Consider the following 18,642-nt stretch of genomic DNA (forward strand, 5'->3'; position numbering starts at 1 on the left):
CAGGGCGGACCTAAGCCGCTTCTAAGAATATATGATCTATAAGCTTGGCCTTTGCGTCGCCTCGAAATTTTGCTTCCCTGCGTCGCCTTCGGCTATGCAGGAAACAGTCGGGCAGCGATCGGCATCGCCCCGGTTCCGAGAACCGAGGTCATAAAAGATATATAATTAGGGCCGAACTTTTTTTGAATTGATATTAAAGGAGCGAGCTTCTGATGAAAATTGATACAAGTTCGCTGAATGCGCTGGGCGGGTGTGATCCTTTTGGGGTTAGCCGCCGGCGACGCTGGAGAGCTGGAAGATGGGTAAGAACATGGCCATCACGATGCCGCCGATTACGACCCCGAGGAAGGTGATCAATAAGGGCTCCATTAAAGAGGTGAGTGCTTTGACTAAGGTGTCGACTTCCGCATCGTAGAAGTCGGCGACTTTGACTAGCATGCCGTCGACGTTACCGGTTTGTTCGCCTGCGCGGCTCATGTGTTTCACCATCGGGGGAAAGTAGGGGTCGTTGGCGACCACGTCGGAAACTTGGCCACCCTCGCTGATGTGGCGGGATATGTTCTTACAGGCGGTTTGGATGAAAGTGTTGCCAGCTGCTGCCGAGACAATGTCCAAGGTCTTTAAGATCGGCACGCCCGAGCGCATTAGGATGGCGTAGGTGCGGCAAAAGCGCGATAGGCTGACTTTGCGCATGAGTTCACCGATGACAGGTATTTTTAAGATGAATTTATCGGAGGCTTTTTTACCCTTAGGTGTCGCGACGAAGCGTTTAATGAGCCAGACCGCGCCAGCTATGCCCGCGATGATGAGTAGAATGTAAGACTTTAGAAAGTTACTGAGCCCAATTAGGAACTGTGTGGGCTTGGGGAGTTCGGCATCAAAGTCGCTGAACATGTCAGCGAAGACGGGGATCACGAAGACCAATAGCACGTTCACTAGGATGATTGCTAAACTGATGACGACTGCGGGGTAGACGAGGGCCCCTTTGACTTGCTTGATGAGTTTAACCGTCTCTTCGAAGTAGCTGGAGGTCTTTTCTAGGATTTCAGCTAGACTGCCGCTGGCTTCACCAGCTTCGACCATGGAGACGAAAAGGTTGGGGAAGGCGCGAGGATAGCTCGAGCAGGCCTCGGAGAAGGCGCGGCCTGCGGATACGTCATTTTTAACGTTGCGAATGATGATTTGGAAGACGGGATTCTCTGTTTGTTCTTCGAGCGCTTCCAGTGCGCCTACCAGCGGTAGGCCAGCTTCCAGCATGGCTGCGAGCTGTTGTGTGAAGATCGTTAACTCCATGAGCTTGATCTTCTTGCGCTTCGCTTGCTTTTCGTATGACTTTTGTTTGGCGAGTCGTTGGCCTTCGGCGAAGCTTTTTTTCTTCTTGGTAGAGGTGGTATTCGCCTTCGAGTTGAGTGTAGCCATGTGCGTGGGGTCGATCTATGTGAGTGTTGTTTGCTAGATCATTCCTAAATCGTTCTTCAGATGCAAGTCCTTGGCGTGGGCTGAGCTGTTTTTGCTGAAAATTAACGAATTCTCCTCGCTTCAACGCTTGGTTTGGGGCGTGGTTGTGACTCCATTCTGGTGATTTTGACGATAAATCTCTGAGATCGCGCCTTGACAGTGGCGAGGGCAGAGGTTTTTCTCTCCCGCTTTTCCCATTTAGAGGCACTTTCTTATGAAACCAACATATCGACCTTCCAAACTTCGTCGCGCTCGCAAATTCGGCTTCCGCGCACGTAATGCAACACACTCTGGCCGCAAGGTCTTGGCTGCGCGCCGCGCTAAGGGCCGTCATCGTCTAGCCGCATAGTGGTCTAGTCGTATAAAGGTCATCTTGATCTGTTGATCCTTGTGGTTGATGGGGCTTGGGCCTTGAGTGGTTAAATCATCGCGAGCGTATTATCAGAGACCATGGGAATCCCGGTTTCAATGCGCTTACGTAAGCCACGCGAATTTTTAGAAGTCCGCAGTTTGGGTCATCGTATCCACTGCGGACCTTTTATTTTCCAATGCCACGTGAGCGAGTTAGCTACGCCTCCTCGACTCGGAATTATTGCGAGTCGTCGCGTAGGCAACGCCGTGAAGCGGAACTACGGAAAACGTATTTTTCGCGAACTATTTCGTCAGCACGCGAGCGAACTGCCCGCCGGTAGTGAGTTGGTGATCGTGCTGCGCAATCATTTTGATCGTCATAGTTTTGACGATTTGGAAGCGCGTTTATTACGTGCCTGCCGCACGATTCATAAGAAGCACGTCGCCAAATGATGTCTTGGGCGAAACAGATCCAGCGCTTGTTCTGTGCGCAGCCCTCCTTGCTCTCGCGCGTAGCGGCCGCTCTGGTGCGAGTGTACCAGTTAGTGTTTTCGCCGCTGAAACAAATTTTATTTGGCACTTCCTGCGGCTGTCGCTTTCAACCTACCTGTTCCTGTTATACCCGTGATGCGCTCTTGCGTCATGGTTTTTTCTATGGCTCATGGTTGGGACTGCGTCGTATTGTGCGTTGCCACCCTTGGCACCCAGGCGGATTTGATCCCGTTCCGGGCTTGAATAGCGAGCCCGAACACGACATTTCACCTCCTTTCAATACTCATTCAGATGGATAAAAAGAACACAATTTTAGGCGTTGTCTGTATTGCGGCCGGCATCGGCTTCATGTTTTGGCAGAGCCAGCAAATCGAACAGCAGCGCATTGAGCAGTTGCAACAGGCGGAAACTTTGGAGGCCCCCGCCGGGCAGTCCACCACTCCCGCGGATGCCGAACTTGTGGCTGCGGATGCGAACTGGCAGCCCGATCAGGCGAAACTGGGTGCGGCTGCGGTCACTGACCTATTTCAACAAGTGGATTCCGTGCCTGCTTTGTCTGGGGCGCCGCTGGCTGAGGAACAGACGGTCCGTTTGGCTAATGAATTCATTGAGGCGGTCTTCACGACGCGTGGGGGAGCGATTAAGACGGTTGATTTTCTGCAAACCAAGCGCGGCGAGCGTGATGACTACGTCTTTAATCAAGGGGGGTATTTGCCTGCCCTGAGCTTAAGCTATCAGGCGAGCGACGAAAGTATGCGGGAGTTTGCGCTCGATTACCGCGTGGAGCAGCAGACTGCGGATTCGATCACATTTGTGCTGGATCAAGGCGAAGGCATGCTCATCCGTCGTAGCTATCGTATCGCGCCTACAGGCTCCGATGCGGAGCCTTATGCGATCGAGCATAGTACTGTATTTGTAAATCAGTCGGGTGCCGCAATCAATCCTCGCACCATTTACTTTAATCTAGGCACTGCCCGGACGATTACCGAGGGCAAGCAAAGTGCGAACTACTTGAATGTCGGGCACTATAATGGTGAAGACGCTGATTTTGTGCCGATCACCAAACTTAAAGGGGGCAATGGTGTGCTCGGCATCGGCTCTAGTCAGCCAACGGATCAGATGGAAATCGCGGATCGCGTGGAGTGGGCTTCGGTTAAAAACCAGTTCTTTGCCAGTGTGCTTTCTTCCGACACCGTGGGTGATGATCTGTATATCTACAAAGTGCCCGCAATTGAGGGGGGCGACGAAACGGCTAGCCATCAGGGCATCTCTGGCAGTGTAGGTTATCAAGTCGGCACTTTGGCTCCTGGCGAGTCGAAGACCTTGGACTTTCAGTTCTTTATCGGGCCTAAGGAGTTCAAGCGCCTACAGGCCTTGGGCAATCAGCAGGACCTCGTCATGCAGTTCGGTTTCTTCGGCTTCTTTAGTAAGCTGCTGCTCTCCTTTATGTATGCCATCCACTCGGTTGTTCCTAGTTGGGGTTGGTCGATCGTGATCATGACTGTATGCATCAAAACGCTGTTCTGGCCACTCACGGCTAAGGCCAGCAAGTCGCAGAAGCGCATGGCTAAGATTCAAGGCCCGATGGCCGAAATGAAGGAGAAGTATAAGGACAATCCTCAGAAAATTCAGCAAGAGACACTCAAGCTCTTCAAGGAGCACCAGGTCAATCCGGTGGCAGGTTGCTTGCCCATGATCATTCAGATGCCGATTTTCCTCGGTCTGTTTTACATGTTGCGCACCGCTTCCGAGTTGCGCCACGAGCCTTTCCTTTGGGTCAGTGACCTCTCGCTGCCCGACACTCAGTTCGAAATCGGAGGCTTCCCGATCAATATTTTGCCCATGATCATGGGGGTGACGATGTATTTGCAAATGAGCATGATGCCTGTCTCGCCCACTGCGGATCCGATGCAGCAAAAGATCTTTAAGTTCCTGCCCTTCGTATTTTTGATCTTTCTCTACAATTTCGCCTCTGGTCTGGTGGTTTACTGGACGGTGCAAAATATACTCACTATCGTGCAGCAAAAGATCATTAACAGCCGCCCCGACGAAGATTTGAAGCCCGCAGTCGCGACTGCCGGTGCTAAGTCCAAAGGTCCAGGAGGCGCCCCGCGCACTAAGGCGAAACGCAAATAAGCGTTAATTTTCCTCTTTCCAAATACACAAAATTCAACTTTCTATAAGCTATGTCAGGACACAGTAAATGGGCCACAATTAAACGCGCCAAGGGCGCAGCCGATGCGAAGCGCGGTAAAATCTTTAGTGTGATCAGTAAGGATCTCACACTCGCAGCACGCGACGGCGGCGGCGATCCAGCGATGAACCCACGCCTGCGCACCGTGATCGCAAAAGCGAAAGCAGCCAACATGCCTTCGGATAATGTGGAGCGCGCCATCAAAAAGGGCACTGGTGAGTTGCCCGGCATCGTCTACGAAGAACTTGTTTACGAAGGTTATGGCGCGGGGGGCGTTGGTATTATCGTGGAAATCACCACCGATAACAAAAACCGCTCCGCTTCGGAGGTGCGCAGCACCATGACTAAAAATGGGGGCAACCTCGCGGGGGTGGGTGCTGTTGCGTTTCAGTTCGATCGCAAAGGCCAAGTCATCATCGACTCCACTAAGATCAGCGAAGAAGCCTTGATGGACCTAGCGCTGGAAGCCGGTGCCGAGGACATTAAGAACGAAGGCACTCACTTCGAAGTGATCTGCCCTATGTCGGAATACGATACTCTCTCGCAAGCACTCAGCGATCAAGAGATCGAGACCGAGTCGTCCGAGTTGGCTTACGTGCCTAATATTCTAGTGCCCATCGAAGATAAAGATACGGCTCGTAAGGTGCTTCACTTGATCGAGAAACTCGACGATTTGGAGGATGTCAAAGCCGTGCATTCGAATATGGACATCGCAGCCGATTTATTGGGCGATGACGATGCGTAATTGAATACCCGCATCCACCACTAAAAACCACTTGCCAAGCGCTGAGACTGCGCTCAGGCTCTATTTAACTTTAATTCAAACCCCACAAATAAAAATGCGTATCAAGATCCTCGCTCTTCTGTCTCTTTCATTGGCCGCTCTGGCATTTACTGGCTGCGATGGTGGCACTGCTCAGATGGCACCTAAGGAAGCAAACCTTCTCGGGATCGCGTCTATCGAGAGAGAGTCTTATGAGAACGCTGGTGTCGCAACCTTCGCGGTGAGCACTGACGAGCTCTACAGCCGTAAGAATTTTAGTGGTGATAAGGTGACACTCCTTTGGGGCCTTATTACTCTGCAAGACTACTAGGCCAATCGCCTGCTAGGGCTGTTCAGCTGCTAGGGCTGTTCAGCTGCTAGGGCTGTTCCCTGCTAGGGTTGTTCGCCTGTTCGGCTGCGGCTGCTAGCTTGTTGACAGCCAACATGCCGCGTCCCGTTCGTGTAGTTGAAAAATTGATTCAGCCGTCTCCTGTGGAGGCGGCTTTTTTTATGTGCAGGGACGCAGCTTTCGTGGGCAGTCTGAATTTTTGAGTGGCCGATTTAAGCCAAAGCAGCTAGGCTTAAAAGATGTCCGATTTAGAACAGCATAGCTTGGAAACTGGCCGCGAGGCGATGCGTGCAGAAGCCACCGCCATTGAGATGGCGGCCGCACGGCTTGACGCTTCATTTGCCGCCGCCGTTGATATTATTTTGTCTGCACCGACAAAGCTGGTGATCTGCGGGATCGGCAAATCGGGGCACATCGGTGCGAAGCTGGCCGCTACGTTTTCCAGTAGCGGCACGCCCTCCGTCTTTTTACACGCAGCCGAAGCGATTCATGGTGACCTGGGCGTCTATCAACCTGGTGATCCTACAGTTGTGCTTTCGAAGAGCGGAAGCACTGCTGAGGTTTTACGTCTGCTGCCCTTCTTTCGCAAATTCAAATCTCCGGTGATCGCGATTGTGGGAAATACGGATTCGCCGATCGCGGAGGCGGCCGATGTGGTGATCGATGCTAGCGTCGAGAAGGAGGCCGATCCGCTGAATTTAATGCCGACATCCAGCTCCACTGTCAGCCTCGCGATCGGCGATGCCTTGGCGGCCGCATTGGTTAAGGCGCGCGATTTCACTGCAGAGCAGTTTGCCACTTTTCACCCAGGCGGTCAGTTGGGGCGCAATTTATTAATGACTGTGCGTGAAGTCATGCATCCCGTCGAGCGCGTCGCTTGCGCGCAAGCGGATGAAACCCTGCGCGAGGTCGTGATTCGTATGACCCAGGCACCTTTTGGTGCCGCATGTGTAGTTTCGCCCGCCGGTGTATTGGAAGGAATTATTACCGATGGCGATATTCGCCGGATTCTATCTGCTGAGGGCGATATTCTGGCCAAGAAAGTGGGCGATTGCATGACTGCCGGGCCGATTTCTACACACCTCGGCATGAGCCTCGGTGAGGCGGTTCGAGTGATGGAAGACCGCCCTTCACAAATCTCTGTGCTGCCAGTGGTGGATCCGCAGGATGGTAAATGTGTCGGCCTGCTACGTCTGCACGACGTCTACCAGCCTAGCTTTTCCTAGCTGACTGTTAGAAAGCGTTCAGTCAGGCATTTTACGATGTAGTCGTGTGCCTCTTCGACAGAATCAATAATTTTAAACAGGTGGACGTCTTCTGGCGAAATGGTGCCCCATTTCACGAATGCGTCGAAGTTAAGCACATCGTTCCAAAACTCGCTGCCGAACAATACGATCGGTGGCAGCTTCTCGACTTTCTTCGTCTGGACGAGTGTAAGCGTTTCGAAGAGTTCGTCCATGGTGCCGAAGCCTCCAGGGAAGGCAATTAAGGCTTTAGCCATTAACATAAACCAATATTTGCGCACAAAAAAGTAGTGGAATTCGAATTTGAGTTCTTCAGGAATGTACTCGTTGACGCCTTGCTCGAAGGGGAGGCTGATCCCCAGACCGACCGACTTGCCGCCTACGTTGTGAGCACCGAGGTTGGCGGCTTCCATGATGCCCGGTCCACCTCCCGAGCAGATTAGAAAGCGATCTTGGTGCTCTCCTGGTAGGCTCATCGACCATTTGGTCAGCGACTCTGAAAGATCTATCGCGGCCTGATGATAGGGCGCGGCCTGCACGGCACATTTGGCTTGGTGGAGACTGCGCCTTTCTTCGAGGCTCATATTTTCCGGATCTTGGATCCGTGCTTGCACCGTGGCGAGTTGCTGCTCCGCGAGTTGTAGCGGCTTGGTGCGCGCGGAGCCGAAAAGCACGATCGTGTCTTTGACATCTTGTTCCGCAAAGCGCAGGCCCGGTTCGGTCATTTCGCAGAGCACACGGATGTTGCGCGCGGGATCGCTATTTAAAAAATCAAGATTCTTGTAGGCTTTGAGTGGCCATTCATCGCGGGAGCATTCACGGGGGAGCGTCATATGTTTGTAAATTAGCTTTGTTAATGTGAGGGGCGTTAGTGAAAAGGGAGTCTATTTGTCGCCCATTGCGTGGCAACTATGAAGCAATCTTTTGCTGTTCCGTTCGGAGGTTTAACCGTAGAAGCCTCTGACCTGTTGTAAAATCTTTGCGCAGAGATGGAGTTTACGCGGGTTCAGTAGCAGTTGTAGCGCGCTGTGACGGCCTTCATCACAAGGGAAGGGCAATATCAGTGCTGGCAAGAAAGTCAGGCTGGCAGGCGCGTTTAGGCGGTTGAGCTCGTTGCTGATCTGTCCACTCCAATTGGCTCGATCTGGAGTCGGTTGCGGGCTAATCGGTAGGATCAAATAGTCATAGCGATTAAAAAAATCTGACATCGTTTCGCGAATTTTTTGTTGGATGGCCGTGGCTTGCTCAGCTTTTTCCGCCGTGCAGATTTGCCCGGCTTCGATGCGTCGCAGTAAATGCTCGGGGTAGCGTGTCCGATATTCTTCTATCCAGTATTGATGGATCGCGTAGAGCTCGCGGGATTCAATGGTGGCGAAGGCTTCGCCAGACTCTTTAAAGCTGCGGCACAGGGCCCTGTTGGGCTCTGGATTGTCATCCACGTCGAGGTGGCGCGTGAGCTCCATCATGTTGGCCTTGAGGTCGGCATCCAATGGGATGCTTGGATCGTTTAGTAAATAGCCGTGCGGGGCTTCAGTGGTGCTCGCGGTCAAGCTCGGAAAGAGGGCTTCAATGCTAGTTTGTAAGTCCTCCAGTTGAGCGGTCATCCAGCCCACGGACTCTAGCGAGGGGATGATGGGAAAGACGCCTTCACGAGCGTAGTCGTTATTCGCCATTCTAAAGCCAAACAAGCCATGAAATGCGGCGGGTATGCGAATGCCAGCAGCGCTGTCGAGGCCGAAGGCGATCGGAGCCCAGCCGGCGCTGACCGCATGGGCGCAGGCGCCGGCACCGCCTCCGCAGATATAGCGCAGGCCATCGGCGTGGGGACAGTCGCCAAAGCTCAAGTTGCGACCGCGTGGGTCGACACCAAATTCACTGGGGACGGTCTTGCCCAGTAGGCTGGCTCCGAGGCTTTTTAATTTGTGATGGAGCAGGCTGCCGTCTTCGAGTGGCGCTTCGAAAGGGTCTTGAAAGGGGGCGCCACAGCGAGTGGGCAGTTCTTCTACATCGAAGAGATCTTGCAGTAGGTAGGGCACTCCGCGTAGCGGTGCATCTTCTTGAGCGCATGCGGCTTTGATGTTCTGAGTCAGGCTGTCTTGGTCGGGAGTGGCAGCAATCAGTGCGCGTCGCGTCTCGGGCGGGAGTGACTCACAGTTCTCGATAAACTGCGCAGCCATTTGTTCGGGCTTGTCTTGTGCGAGTTGTTGCCAATGCGCGAAACTGTTTTGAGTGTCAGGCATGGTTTAGTCTTTGCCGAAGCGGCGCTCCCATTCGCTCCAACTGATCTCACTAAAGGTCGGTTTTCCGAAAGGGGAGGTGTGTGGGGTGTCGCAGTGTAGTAGAGCTTCGGCGAGTTGTTGCACGCCCGCTTCACTCATGCTGTCGCTGCGGCGGTAGCTGCCCTGCACTGCTAGTTTGGCGACTGCCTCCCAGACTAATTCGCTTTGCTTGCGCGAGCCCCCGCGTTGGCGCAGAAGATCCACCATGTCGCGCACGAAGCCTTCCGCTTGTTCCGGCTCCAGCCATGCTGGCACGGCCTCGATGCGATAGAAGTGACGGCCAAATTCTTCGATGTGAAAGCCTTGTGCATTGACTAAATCGAGATGCGCTAAAAGTGCTTCTGAAGCTAAGGGCTCCAACTCGACGGGATGTGGGATCAACAGGCCTTGGCTCGGCGGTGCGCTCTCTTTGTAACTTTCAAGTATGCGCTCGAAGCGCACGCGTTGATCGGCATGCCGTAAATGTAGCATGACCAGCCCGCGCGGGGTGTCAAAGAGGCCGTATTGCTTTTTTAATACAGTAATCAGGCGCCAGGTCGGACTAGATTGCGTGCTGGTCGCTGTGGCCGCTGTGGCCGCTGTGGCTGCTTTGGCCGCCGCTGTGGAAGGGCGAGTTGCGAGGGGCGCCGCTTGTGCTTTGGGCGCGGATTGAGCGGTCGCTTGGGGCGCTGGTGTGATGCCCGGTGCGGGCGTACGCCGTGGCTCTGCTTTGGCTGCAGGCTTCGCTTTCGGTTGGGGGGCGGTGGATTGGAAGGATTCCACCACTTCGGAGGGCGTGGTTGCCGGGGACGGTGTCTTGAGCTCGACGGAGTCGACCGCGTCGACCGCATTACATGGGGCTTCGGCTTCAATGGCCGTGCCTTCGAGCTGCGGGCGTTGCGCCTCTGTGGCGGCGACTAATGTTTCGGTAATGGCGCCGAGCACAAAGCGGCGGATCGCGCCATCGTTGCGGAAGCGAACTTCGCGCTTGGCGGGGTGTACATTGACATCCACTTCCTGGGGCTGAATTTCTAAAAACAAAAATGCGGGTGGGTAGCGTCCTTTTTGAATGCGGCCGTGATACGCGTCCAATACCGCAAAACCGAGGGTACGACTATCGACAGGACGACGGTTGACCAGTGTGACCAGTTCGCGCCGGGTGGAGCGTCCCACACCGGGTTTGGCAGTCAGCCCCGTTAGGCGGTAGCCTGTCTTAGGATCGCTTACATCGACTGGCAGTAAATCGTCGGCCAAGCTGCGTCCCCAGATTTCGGCGATGCGGTCGCGCAGATTTTCACAGGCGGGGGATTGAAAGACGGTGCGGCCTCCTTCCAGCACACGGAAGGCGACTTGGGGATGCGCCACCGCAAAGAGCCTAGTGTTGTAGGTGATGTGTGCGGTCTCAGTGGGGTCAGTTTTTAAGAACTTCCGCCGAGCGGGCACGGAATTAAACAATTGAGCCACTTCGATTACAGTGCCCACAGGCATCCCGCAGGCCTTTTTGTCCAATAACTTGCCGCCATTGATTTTGATCTCGGTGCCGTGTTCCCAGCCTTCGGCGCGGGTGCGCAGAGTGAAACGTGAGACCGACGCGATAGAGGGCAGGGCTTCGCCCCGAAAGCCGAAGCTCGATACCTCGTTTAGGTCGACCGCCTCACGGATCTTACTGGTAGCATGTCGCTCCAGTGACAGAAGTGCTTCGTCGGGGCTCATACCCTTACCATTGTCTTCGATGCGAATGTAGGATTTGCCGCCATTTCGGAATTCGACTTCGATCCGAGTGGCTCCGGCGTCGATACTGTTTTCCACCAGTTCCTTGACCACGGCGACTGGGCGCTCAATCACTTCGCCTGCGGCGATTTGGTTAGCGACTCGGTCGGATAGTATGCGGATCGTTGACATAGTTAAAGAGGGCTTACTCTTTTGAAGCACTGTGCGGCAGCTGCAAAGCAATTTCTTAATAAGTAAATCCGGACTTGTGGTTTTGGAGCATGGCTTACACTAACAATAGATGCGACCCATTCAAATGGCCGCGCCGTGCTTCGCTGGCGTGGTCATGGGGTCTGTTTTCTTAACCTCTTTACAAACAACGCTATGTCAAACCGCCTTGCAGACGAAAGCAGCCTTTATTTACAACAACATGCTTCCAACCCAGTGGATTGGTATCCTTGGGGCGAGGAAGCCCTGAAGGCTGCCGAGGAGTCGGGGAAGCCCTTGCTGGTTTCTATCGGCTATTCGGCTTGTCACTGGTGCCACGTGATGGCGCACGAATCTTTTGAAGATGAGTACATCGCTGGCATTATGAATAAGCATTTCATCTGCGTAAAGGTCGACCGCGAGGAGCGCCCTGATGTGGATCAAGTGTATATGGAAGCGGTGCAAATGATCCAGCAGCAGGGGGGCTGGCCGCTCAATGTATTTTGTTTGCCCGATGGGCGGCCTTTCTTTGGGGGCACTTACTTCCCGCCTGAAGATCGCGGGCAGGGGCTCATCCCTTGGCCTCAGATGTGCATGCGAATTGCCGACTTTTATAAGCGCTCCAAGGACGAGTTGATTGAAAATGCCGACGCCATTCAGAAAAACATCTTGGCAGGCACTCAAGCCTCTAGCACCGGCGGTGCATCTGGGGGCTGGAACCCTGAACTGTTGATCGAAGCAGCCGTGGGCATCTGCGGCAATCACGACGATCAATACGGCGGCTTCGGCGGCGCACCTAAATTCCCACCTTCGATGTCGCTCAATTTCTTGCGAGCCCTACGATCACAGGCTGAGCCCGAGCTCGCGCAGCGGATCGACGACATTTGCGGGATCACCTTGCGCGCGATGGCGCATGGGGGGCTCTTTGATCAGTTTGGCGGCGGTTTTGCGCGTTACAGTGTGGATGCGCACTGGCTGATTCCGCACTTCGAGAAGATGCTCTACGATAATGCATTGCTACTCGATGCTTACACGCGCGGCTGGCTGGACAGCCAAGATCCCCTCTACGCCGCAGTGGTGGAGGAAACTGTCGGCTGGCTCGAACGTGAAATGTCCTCGCCCGACGGAGGTTTTTGCGCCGCCCTCGATGCCGATAGCGAGGGTGAAGAGGGGCGCTACTATGTCTGGACGCCGGAGCAGGTCGATTCCGTGCTGGGCCCCTCGCTGGCGCGCGAAGTGCGCGCCGCATATAATATTACCGCGGAGGGCAATTTTGAGCATGGCAACAGCAATCCCGCACTGGCCGAGCCCGATTTTGCTGTGCGCGAAAAATTAGCCGATGCCCGCCGCCAGCTACGCGAGCATCGTGAAGCCGAACGCGTGGCGCCAGGCCGGGATAGCAAAGTGAGCACCGCCTGGAATGGTATGTTGATTCGTGCGCTGGTGGATGCCGGTTTTTATTTTAATCGGCCCGAGTGGCTGCAGCGTGCACGTCAAGCCGCTGACTTCTTGTGGGACGCACTGGTCACAGAAAACGATGAGGGCATTCAGCTCAAAGCAGTTTATTATGCAAACGGCGGCGCACAAGTGGATGGCTTCTTGCACGATTATGCGCTGTTGGCTGAAGCTTGCCTGGCGCTGGCGTCCAAAATCGACTGGATTGAGCCTGGAGTTTCGGGCCTCTATCAGGCTCGTGCACAAGCTTGCATAGATCAGGCTTTGCAAGATTTTGCAGACCCACATTCGGTCGGTTATTATTTTACCGCTGAGCGGACCGAGACGCCCGTGGCTCGCCGTAAAGAGTGGTTTGATAATGCCACCCCTTCTGGTAACTCTGTGATGTTGCATGCCTTGAGTGGGCTCTATGCACTCACCGGTGATGCCCGCTATGCCTCGGAATTCGAACTCACCTTGCCGGCCTTCGCTGATTACGCGCGCAAAGTTGCCGCAGGCGTGGCGCACGGTCTCGAAGCCGCAGCGACGCAGCAGGTCGGCATCGTTGTGGTCAAAGTCGGCCTAGGCGTGGATCTATCTGCCTTGCGCGATGGCCTCGCCGCGCAGTCTTGGCGCCGCTGCTTTATCCAGCAAAGCACCGACTTACCGGCCCAACAGATTCAAGTCTGCATCGGCACGCGCTGCTTCGCACCGACTGAGGACCTTGCCAAAGCAATTGCTTCAATTTAGCGAATTCGTATTCAATGAGTTGGAGTTCCACGTAAAGCGGGGCTCCGACCTCAACTGTTAAATTTCTAATTCTTTAAAATGTCCGACGATCTCCACGAGCTCTATCAGTCGATCATTCTAGATCATAACAAGCGCCCACGTCATTACGGTGCGCTTGCCGAGGCGACGCATCATGCCGAAGGCTACAATCCACTTTGCGGTGATAAGATTACAGTATTTTTGCGCATCGTAGACGATCGTATCGAAGCCATTCAATTCGAAGCAGCCTGCTGTGCCATTTGTAAGGCCAGCGCTTCGATGATGACAGATGCCTTACAGGGCCAGAGCCTCGCAGAGGGGGAGTCGCTTCGCGAGGGAGTCAGCCGTATCTTGGATACCAATACAGACGAGAGCCCGAGTTTAGAAACAGCGGGCGAGCTCGCATCGCTCGCGGGCGTGCGTCAATTTCCCGCACGTATCAAGTGTGCGACCCTTCCCTGGCATACCTATCAAGCTGCGCTTCGTAATGAAACTGAAGCGAGCTCGGAATAGTCAGCTGTTGTAAGTGATGCAGCCTTCTTCCGCGCGCGTCGGCTCGATCAGCTTGATCAGTTCTGCTTGGACGAGGTCGATTTTGTCGGCCTTGGCGTGAATGTTGGCTACGATGGTGAGTTTTTGTGATGACATAAGTATATTGCTAAGAGTGATAGCTTGAGCTGCTTGCTTTACTCGAAGAGCGGAATTAAATTTCGCGGGTCGTAGAGGGAGCGAATCTTTTGCTGATCGGGGGTGCCGGTGAGTTCGAACTCTAGTAGGTTGGTCAGGGGCTTGGTGATGAGGTCGCTGATCTTTTTTATGTTGGAGTCTGACTTGCCGAAATTTCCGAAGAGGGAGAGCTTGAGCCGCATGTTGAGTGCTTGATTGCTTAAGTTCAGACTGCCGAGGGCGGTAATCTGGGTGCGGGTGCCATCGATGCGCAAAGGATCAAAGGTGACGAGTTCGTTTTGATAGTGGAAATTGCCACGCAATAAGTTGAGGTTAAATGAGGTGAAGTTGAATTGGGTGTTTTGCAGAATCTTCGAGAGCGGGCCGAGTAACTGAATGGTGCCGAGCTGCTCATTACGGATTTCGATCTGTCCGAAGCCCGCGTGTCGCAGTGGGTCTTCGGCCGGGCCTTGACCATTCAGTTGTAGGTCGATGCGCGCGGGCTCTCGCGCTGAGGGCTGCGAGCTGTTGCTGCTGGTGCTTTGTAGCTTGGTTTCGAGATTGTCTAATTGTGGCAGACTCTGAATTGCTTGGTTCTGGTCGGCGTCTTGGAGGGTAAATTGATAATTGAGCGTGCTGGCGCCTGATTTCGGGGTATGAATATCAATTTGCGCAAGGCCTTGGCCGTCGGCATAGCCGAGCTCGACCTGACGCAGTTGTGTGAGGGTGGAGCGCCCATAGAGGTCGAAGCTGAGGTAGTCGAGAGGCACGCCTTTGAATGTGAGCGGGCTGTCGAGTTTTGCAGTTAAGTCGAAGTAAGTTTGGTCTGCATATTCGGGGTATTGGCTATTAAAAATAGCCCCTTCGAATCGCGTAATGGGTAAATCCTCGGTCTGAAAGTCGGCGATGATTTGAGAGACATTCCCCTTAAATATTTTGGCGGCATCTTCGAGGGTGAGCTTGGCCGTCATGTCGATGCGCAGCGAGATCGGTCCCTTGCCGTCGCCCATGCGTGAGCTGAAGGCTAGATTTCCTTTTGCCCAGCCTGGGCCGCTGCGGGTACGTATGTTGCGCAGTTCGCAATAGGGGCCGCGTCCGCGAACGATGAGTTCGGCTTCGTCGAAGGCGATATCGCTGTACATGGCATTATGTGCTTCGGCATGGCCATAGTAAAGGTCGGCAGCTTTGCGCTGGCTGTTGCCGTAGATGATGAAATCGCCGAGACTGTAGTCGGTGCGACTGAAGTCGAAATCTCTAAAAATCGCTGTCCACCAGCGAGGTAGCAGAGTGTTGTATTCGTAAGGCACCGCGGATCCCAGTAGGGTGAGTTTGTAATCTTTGCTCTGGGTGTTGAGTTTGAATTTTAGGTCAAGCCATTGTCGCTGACGCTGAAGACTTAGTTTTCGGATCTCGAACTGACCGCTTTGATAGCTGGCGTGAGCTTTAATATGGTCGAAGCTGATTTGGTCGATTTGTAGATTGTTGACTTGTGCCTTTAGTTCGGCCTGCTGCAGTTCGAAGCCGGGGGCTAAATCTATCTGTAGATCGAGGTAGGGGGGTGTCTCGTAGCTAATGTCCGGGAGCCGTGCATGCAGAGCTTCTGGGCTGAGTATACTCAGATCGACACTGCCGCGGGCGCGCACATGCCCGCTCCGGCTTTGTGCATTGACTTGACCGCTGAGGTCGATGGCACCGTCTAAGCTGCGTGTAGATCCGTGAAAAGTGAGTTCTGGGTAGTGGGCGGGATCAATTTGCAGGGTGGGGGCGTCGAGTTCGAAGTCTTGGAGCTTGATTTGCTCGGCGGCCAAATTGACCGGGGGCCACTGCCCAGCAAGTGCACCGCTGAGTTCTACCGGGGGGAATTCTGCACTGAGGCTCTTGGTGTGGATTTGGTAACGAGGTATTTCGAGTTGTGTGGCCGTCAGTCGCGGGGCCGAGAGTGGGCGTATCTGGTCGCCTTGCAGTTGGATATGTGCTTTCAGTTGGACCTGTTCTGCACGCACTTCCGGGTGTTGCAACAGACGGCTACTCAAGTGTAGGTCGATTTCTTGGTGCTGTGCATCAATCAGCTTGAATTTAAAGCTAAGGGTCGGGTTTTTGAAGAAATTGATGCGCTGCTTATACTGTGATAGCTTGGCCACCTGTTGGTAGAAAGTTTGAATGTGTTCGCTGAGATCGATCTCTTGAAGCTTTAGCTGGAGCAGGCGGGCGCTCGGCTGTTTGCTTGAGCTGGCCGTCGCTTGGGTCTGGAAGCTGCCACGTAAGTGAATTTGATCGTGTAGGGCGGCGAAGCGTTCGATGTTCCAATTTCCTTCTTCGGGCGCTAGACGAAAGGCAATGCGTTCGAGGAGCCGGCTGTGGTATCCATCGGGCGAATACACTGAAGGAATGTAGAGGGTGCCCCCAGTTACGGTTAGACTGGTGGGGGTGGGGAGCTGTTTGAAGCCTTGCCACTTGAGGGCGAGCTCTAAGCTGTCGGCCTCTAGTAGGTTTTGCTGAATGGTCTTGGTGCGCACTTTGACGCCCAGTAATTTCAGAGAGCCGTCTAGCTGCACCCGAAATTCGTCGGCTTCGACTTGCAGACCAGGAGGCAGTTTTTGAGCCAAGCTCTGCTGGGCCCACTCAGAGGGCAATGGCAGGTGACCATAGATGATGAGGCAGCCCACGATGAGTGCCTGCGCTATGAATAGAAGTAGTAGTCCTGTGTCGAGAAATAGCTCCAGCAGGAGGCTGAGGCGGAGCTTTCTTAAGAGTGCCATGCGACGGGCCGATTATTCTGACAGTTCCGTCTCGATCGGTTGTGGGGCTGTCAAGGGCGCTGGAGTGGCCGGAGTGGTGACTGCATTGCCATCGACTTCGGGGGGTGTTTCCATGTCGTCGGTGAGCTCGTAGAGCGCGTCAATCAGTGGCTGTGGGATCTCGAAAATGGCATTGTGCTGTTTGGAGCCGGCGACTTGTATCGTGCCGGATAGGCGCTTGGTGAATACGTATTCACGCATTTCTGTGCGGTCCGTGTCGCCACCTGGAAGTTGGATGGTGGCGCTGAGCTTAAACTTCCAGGGCAGTGATTTCTCGGAGTCGATGGGGTAGGCCTCTGCATAGCGGTCTAGTAGGTAGCTCTTTACCTTAAATTCGCGAATGGAGTCGATTAATACGCGAATGTGCGGGCCGCGTTGGCCTTCGAGTTGTTCTAGTAAATTGTCCCAGCGAATGCTGTCTTGTGGTAATGTATAATCGAATACGCTCTCTCCGCTCTCTAAGTTGGTGAGTTGTAGCGAGCGAATGCGTGCGGATGAGGGCAGCTTTTCGAGCGTGCGATTACGATAGTAGGAAGTGTTGAGCGGCACCATTTGTAAGGTGGGGCGTCGCTCGACTTGGAATATAAAATCGGCTTGATTGGTCTTTGCATAGAGTGCCGCGTTGGCATCTTCGCTATCATCTTCGGGGTGTGCCAAAGTCAGTGTGAGTGGCTCGCCCTGTGTGAAGCTGAGTGTGATTACACGGCGTGGCTGATTGAAGCCGAGCCGTTCTGTGTCGGTGGGAGTGGGGGCGTCCACTGCGAAGCCACTGGCGCGCATGCTGGAGAGGTCGTCCATGAGCTGTTCGATAATAGCGGGGTCGGCGCGGTGTGGCTGAATCTCGTCTTCACCCTTGCTTTCCAATACTTGCCAGTCGTGTTCACCAGTCTCGAGCTTTTGGAGTCGGATCTTACGACCGTTTTCGGAGATGTTAATCGCTGAGAGTAAGCGGTGGTCGAAGTTGACGAAGTTACGCTCGCGCAAGGCTTCCTGTGCTTCACGCAGAGCATCGAAGGGGCGGGCCATGAGAGTGAAAATTGCGGGATTGTCTTCCAGCTTGGCGTAGTATTGAGGTGGGCCTTTGGCGTTGCTGGCTAGATTGCCAATGATCAGTGTTTGTCGACGCTTATTGCCGTGAATTGTTACCTGCATTAAGGGCGTTTCCAGGCCTTGTAGGATGGGGTCGGATTCGTTGCCTTCGATGAAACGCACCACTTTGGCGGCGGTGAGTGTGTTGATGGTATTATCCACCAATGCCGGGTCGGCCTTGGCCGCGAGGGGAGCTTCGAAGCGCCACTCTCCATTGTTGCGGGCGAGGCGTACTTTGAGTGAGCTGCCATCGGCGGTGCTTTCGGAGCGGATTTGTAGCCCGAGTGCTTCGACTTCGAAGACGGGGATGTCAAAAATCTCGCGGGTTCGTAGGTCGTTGAGATCGACCAGCAGGCCGTCGATGATTTGTCGGTTGACGACGAAAATCTCGCGCTCATCGGGGCCGAGTAGGTAGACGTTGTTGCCGATTTCAGTGAGTGTGCCGATACTGAGTGAGATCGTTTGCTGGCCTTCTGCGATCACGAGTCGCAGTAAAGGATCTTCCAGTCCGTAGTCGGCTAAGCTCTGGCCTGATTTTTCAATTTCATCGACTGCAAAGGAGGCGTCTTCTTCGAGGAATTGTAGTTGGTTGAGTATACGATTGATCGCAAAGTAATTGGCCGACCATTCCATGGGCTGGGTAATCGTCCACGTAGAACCTTTGCGCTCGAGTATACGCGGGGTCTCCAGGCCGCGTCCGTGTAATTCGATGCGGTCGGCATCCAGTAGTTCGCGTCCGATCTGGCCCGAGAGCCCGCCGGGCTCGGCTTGCACTTGTTTGGCTTGTTTACCGAGGTAGGCGATTAAGCCGAAGGTGATGACGTTGAGCGCGAGTAGAAAGACTGTAAATTTGAAGCGCAT

At 54.1% G+C, this 18,642-nt stretch carries 15 protein-coding genes and 1 pseudogene; 9 read left to right on the top strand and 7 right to left on the bottom strand.

Features of this window, described 5'->3' with window-relative positions; translation table 11 throughout:
• Window positions 1-267 precede the first annotated feature (267 nt).
• Window positions 268-1,419, bottom strand: coding sequence for a type II secretion system F family protein (locus QEH52_RS03530; RefSeq protein ID WP_308948661.1), 1,152 nt, complete (start codon window positions 1,417-1,419; stop codon window positions 268-270).
• A 253-nt stretch (window positions 1,420-1,672) separates the two neighbouring features.
• Here QEH52_RS03530 and rpmH point away from each other — a divergent pair, with 253 nt between their 5' ends.
• The 7 genes from rpmH to QEH52_RS03565 all read left to right on the top strand — a co-directional run bounded on the left by rpmH (window position 1,673) and on the right by QEH52_RS03565 (window position 6,833).
• Window positions 1,673-1,807 (top strand): 50S ribosomal protein L34, encoded by a 135-nt coding sequence (gene rpmH / locus QEH52_RS03535; protein ID WP_308948662.1) that lies wholly within the window; start codon window positions 1,673-1,675, stop codon window positions 1,805-1,807.
• Between the two features lie 119 nt (window positions 1,808-1,926).
• Entirely contained in the window at window positions 1,927-2,262 is a 336-nt protein-coding gene (gene rnpA / locus QEH52_RS03540; protein WP_308948664.1) for a ribonuclease P protein component, read from the top strand.
• Window positions 2,262-2,600: a membrane protein insertion efficiency factor YidD gene (gene yidD / locus QEH52_RS03545; protein WP_308948769.1), complete on the top strand. Its 339-nt coding sequence runs from the start codon at window positions 2,262-2,264 to the stop codon at window positions 2,598-2,600. Before rnpA ends, yidD begins: the two co-directional genes overlap by 1 nt.
• Complete coding sequence (gene yidC / locus QEH52_RS03550; RefSeq protein WP_308948666.1) at window positions 2,593-4,437, top strand: membrane protein insertase YidC; 1,845 nt, start codon at window positions 2,593-2,595, stop codon at window positions 4,435-4,437. The genes yidD and yidC overlap by 8 nt, the downstream gene beginning before the upstream one ends.
• A gap of 50 nt (window positions 4,438-4,487) precedes the next feature.
• The gene (locus QEH52_RS03555; protein ID WP_308948667.1) at window positions 4,488-5,240 is read left to right on the top strand and encodes a YebC/PmpR family DNA-binding transcriptional regulator; all 753 of its coding nucleotides are present in this window, start codon (window positions 4,488-4,490) and stop codon (window positions 5,238-5,240) included.
• Between the two features lie 94 nt (window positions 5,241-5,334).
• A complete protein-coding gene (locus tag QEH52_RS03560; protein ID WP_308948668.1) occupies window positions 5,335-5,589 on the top strand; it encodes a hypothetical protein in 255 nt (84 codons plus the stop codon).
• A gap of 257 nt (window positions 5,590-5,846) precedes the next feature.
• The gene (locus QEH52_RS03565; protein WP_308948669.1) at window positions 5,847-6,833 is read left to right on the top strand and encodes a KpsF/GutQ family sugar-phosphate isomerase; all 987 of its coding nucleotides are present in this window, start codon (window positions 5,847-5,849) and stop codon (window positions 6,831-6,833) included.
• Here the strand turns inward: QEH52_RS03565 and QEH52_RS03570 are convergent.
• The 3 genes from QEH52_RS03570 to mutL all read right to left on the bottom strand — a co-directional run bounded on the left by QEH52_RS03570 (window position 6,830) and on the right by mutL (window position 11,011).
• A complete protein-coding gene (locus tag QEH52_RS03570; RefSeq protein WP_308948671.1) occupies window positions 6,830-7,684 on the bottom strand; it encodes an LOG family protein in 855 nt (284 codons plus the stop codon). The genes QEH52_RS03565 and QEH52_RS03570 overlap by 4 nt on opposite strands.
• A 111-nt stretch (window positions 7,685-7,795) precedes the next feature.
• Window positions 7,796-9,091: an amidase family protein gene (locus QEH52_RS03575; RefSeq protein ID WP_308948672.1), complete on the bottom strand. Its 1,296-nt coding sequence runs from the start codon at window positions 9,089-9,091 to the stop codon at window positions 7,796-7,798.
• Window positions 9,092-9,094: 3 nt separating this feature from the next.
• Window positions 9,095-11,011 (bottom strand): DNA mismatch repair endonuclease MutL, encoded by a 1,917-nt coding sequence (mutL, locus tag QEH52_RS03580; protein ID WP_308948674.1) that lies wholly within the window; start codon window positions 11,009-11,011, stop codon window positions 9,095-9,097.
• 192 nt (window positions 11,012-11,203) lie between these two features.
• Here mutL and QEH52_RS03585 point away from each other — a divergent pair, with 192 nt between their 5' ends.
• Together QEH52_RS03585 and sufU are read left to right on the top strand one after the other, a co-directional pair.
• A complete protein-coding gene (locus QEH52_RS03585; RefSeq protein ID WP_308948675.1) occupies window positions 11,204-13,210 on the top strand; it encodes a thioredoxin domain-containing protein in 2,007 nt (668 codons plus the stop codon).
• A gap of 78 nt (window positions 13,211-13,288) precedes the next feature.
• Complete coding sequence (gene sufU / locus QEH52_RS03590) at window positions 13,289-13,741, top strand: Fe-S cluster assembly sulfur transfer protein SufU (RefSeq protein ID WP_308948676.1); 453 nt, start codon at window positions 13,289-13,291, stop codon at window positions 13,739-13,741.
• 6 nt (window positions 13,742-13,747) lie between these two features.
• Here sufU and QEH52_RS03595 read toward each other — a convergent pair.
• The 3 genes and pseudogenes from QEH52_RS03595 to QEH52_RS03605 form a co-directional block, all read right to left on the bottom strand.
• A pseudogene (locus QEH52_RS03595) lies at window positions 13,748-13,876 on the bottom strand (putative quinol monooxygenase); the annotation flags it as partial.
• A 38-nt stretch (window positions 13,877-13,914) separates the two neighbouring features.
• Window positions 13,915-16,653, bottom strand: coding sequence for an AsmA-like C-terminal region-containing protein (locus QEH52_RS03600; RefSeq protein ID WP_308948678.1), 2,739 nt, complete (start codon window positions 16,651-16,653; stop codon window positions 13,915-13,917).
• A 12-nt stretch (window positions 16,654-16,665) separates the two neighbouring features.
• Window positions 16,666-18,642, bottom strand: a complete 1,977-nt coding sequence (locus QEH52_RS03605; RefSeq protein ID WP_308948679.1) for a DUF4340 domain-containing protein — start codon at window positions 18,640-18,642, stop codon at window positions 16,666-16,668.

Origin of the sequence: Thalassobacterium maritimum (genome assembly GCF_031127805.1) — a bacterium.
Lineage (GTDB): Bacteria > Verrucomicrobiota > Verrucomicrobiia > Opitutales > Coraliomargaritaceae > Thalassobacterium > Thalassobacterium maritimum.

Bases quoted from the DNA above. Each gene is read 5' to 3' on its own strand.
- QEH52_RS03530 (WP_308948661.1), bottom strand. From the start codon at position 1,419: ATGGCTACACTCAACTCGAAGGCGAATACCACCTCTACCAAGAAGAAA.
- rpmH (WP_308948662.1), top strand. From the start codon at position 1,673: ATGAAACCAACATATCGACCTTCCAAACTTCGTCGCGCTCGCAAATTC.
- rnpA (WP_308948664.1), top strand. From the start codon at position 1,927: ATGCGCTTACGTAAGCCACGCGAATTTTTAGAAGTCCGCAGTTTGGGT.
- yidD (WP_308948769.1), top strand. From the start codon at position 2,262: ATGTCTTGGGCGAAACAGATCCAGCGCTTGTTCTGTGCGCAGCCCTCC.
- yidC (WP_308948666.1), top strand. From the start codon at position 2,593: ATGGATAAAAAGAACACAATTTTAGGCGTTGTCTGTATTGCGGCCGGC.
- QEH52_RS03555 (WP_308948667.1), top strand. From the start codon at position 4,488: ATGTCAGGACACAGTAAATGGGCCACAATTAAACGCGCCAAGGGCGCA.
- QEH52_RS03560 (WP_308948668.1), top strand. From the start codon at position 5,335: ATGCGTATCAAGATCCTCGCTCTTCTGTCTCTTTCATTGGCCGCTCTG.
- QEH52_RS03565 (WP_308948669.1), top strand. From the start codon at position 5,847: ATGTCCGATTTAGAACAGCATAGCTTGGAAACTGGCCGCGAGGCGATG.
- QEH52_RS03570 (WP_308948671.1), bottom strand. From the start codon at position 7,684: ATGACGCTCCCCCGTGAATGCTCCCGCGATGAATGGCCACTCAAAGCC.
- QEH52_RS03575 (WP_308948672.1), bottom strand. From the start codon at position 9,091: ATGCCTGACACTCAAAACAGTTTCGCGCATTGGCAACAACTCGCACAA.
- mutL (WP_308948674.1), bottom strand. From the start codon at position 11,011: ATGTCAACGATCCGCATACTATCCGACCGAGTCGCTAACCAAATCGCC.
- QEH52_RS03585 (WP_308948675.1), top strand. From the start codon at position 11,204: ATGTCAAACCGCCTTGCAGACGAAAGCAGCCTTTATTTACAACAACAT.
- sufU (WP_308948676.1), top strand. From the start codon at position 13,289: ATGTCCGACGATCTCCACGAGCTCTATCAGTCGATCATTCTAGATCAT.
- QEH52_RS03600 (WP_308948678.1), bottom strand. From the start codon at position 16,653: ATGGCACTCTTAAGAAAGCTCCGCCTCAGCCTCCTGCTGGAGCTATTT.
- QEH52_RS03605 (WP_308948679.1), bottom strand. From the start codon at position 18,642: ATGCGCTTCAAATTTACAGTCTTTCTACTCGCGCTCAACGTCATCACC.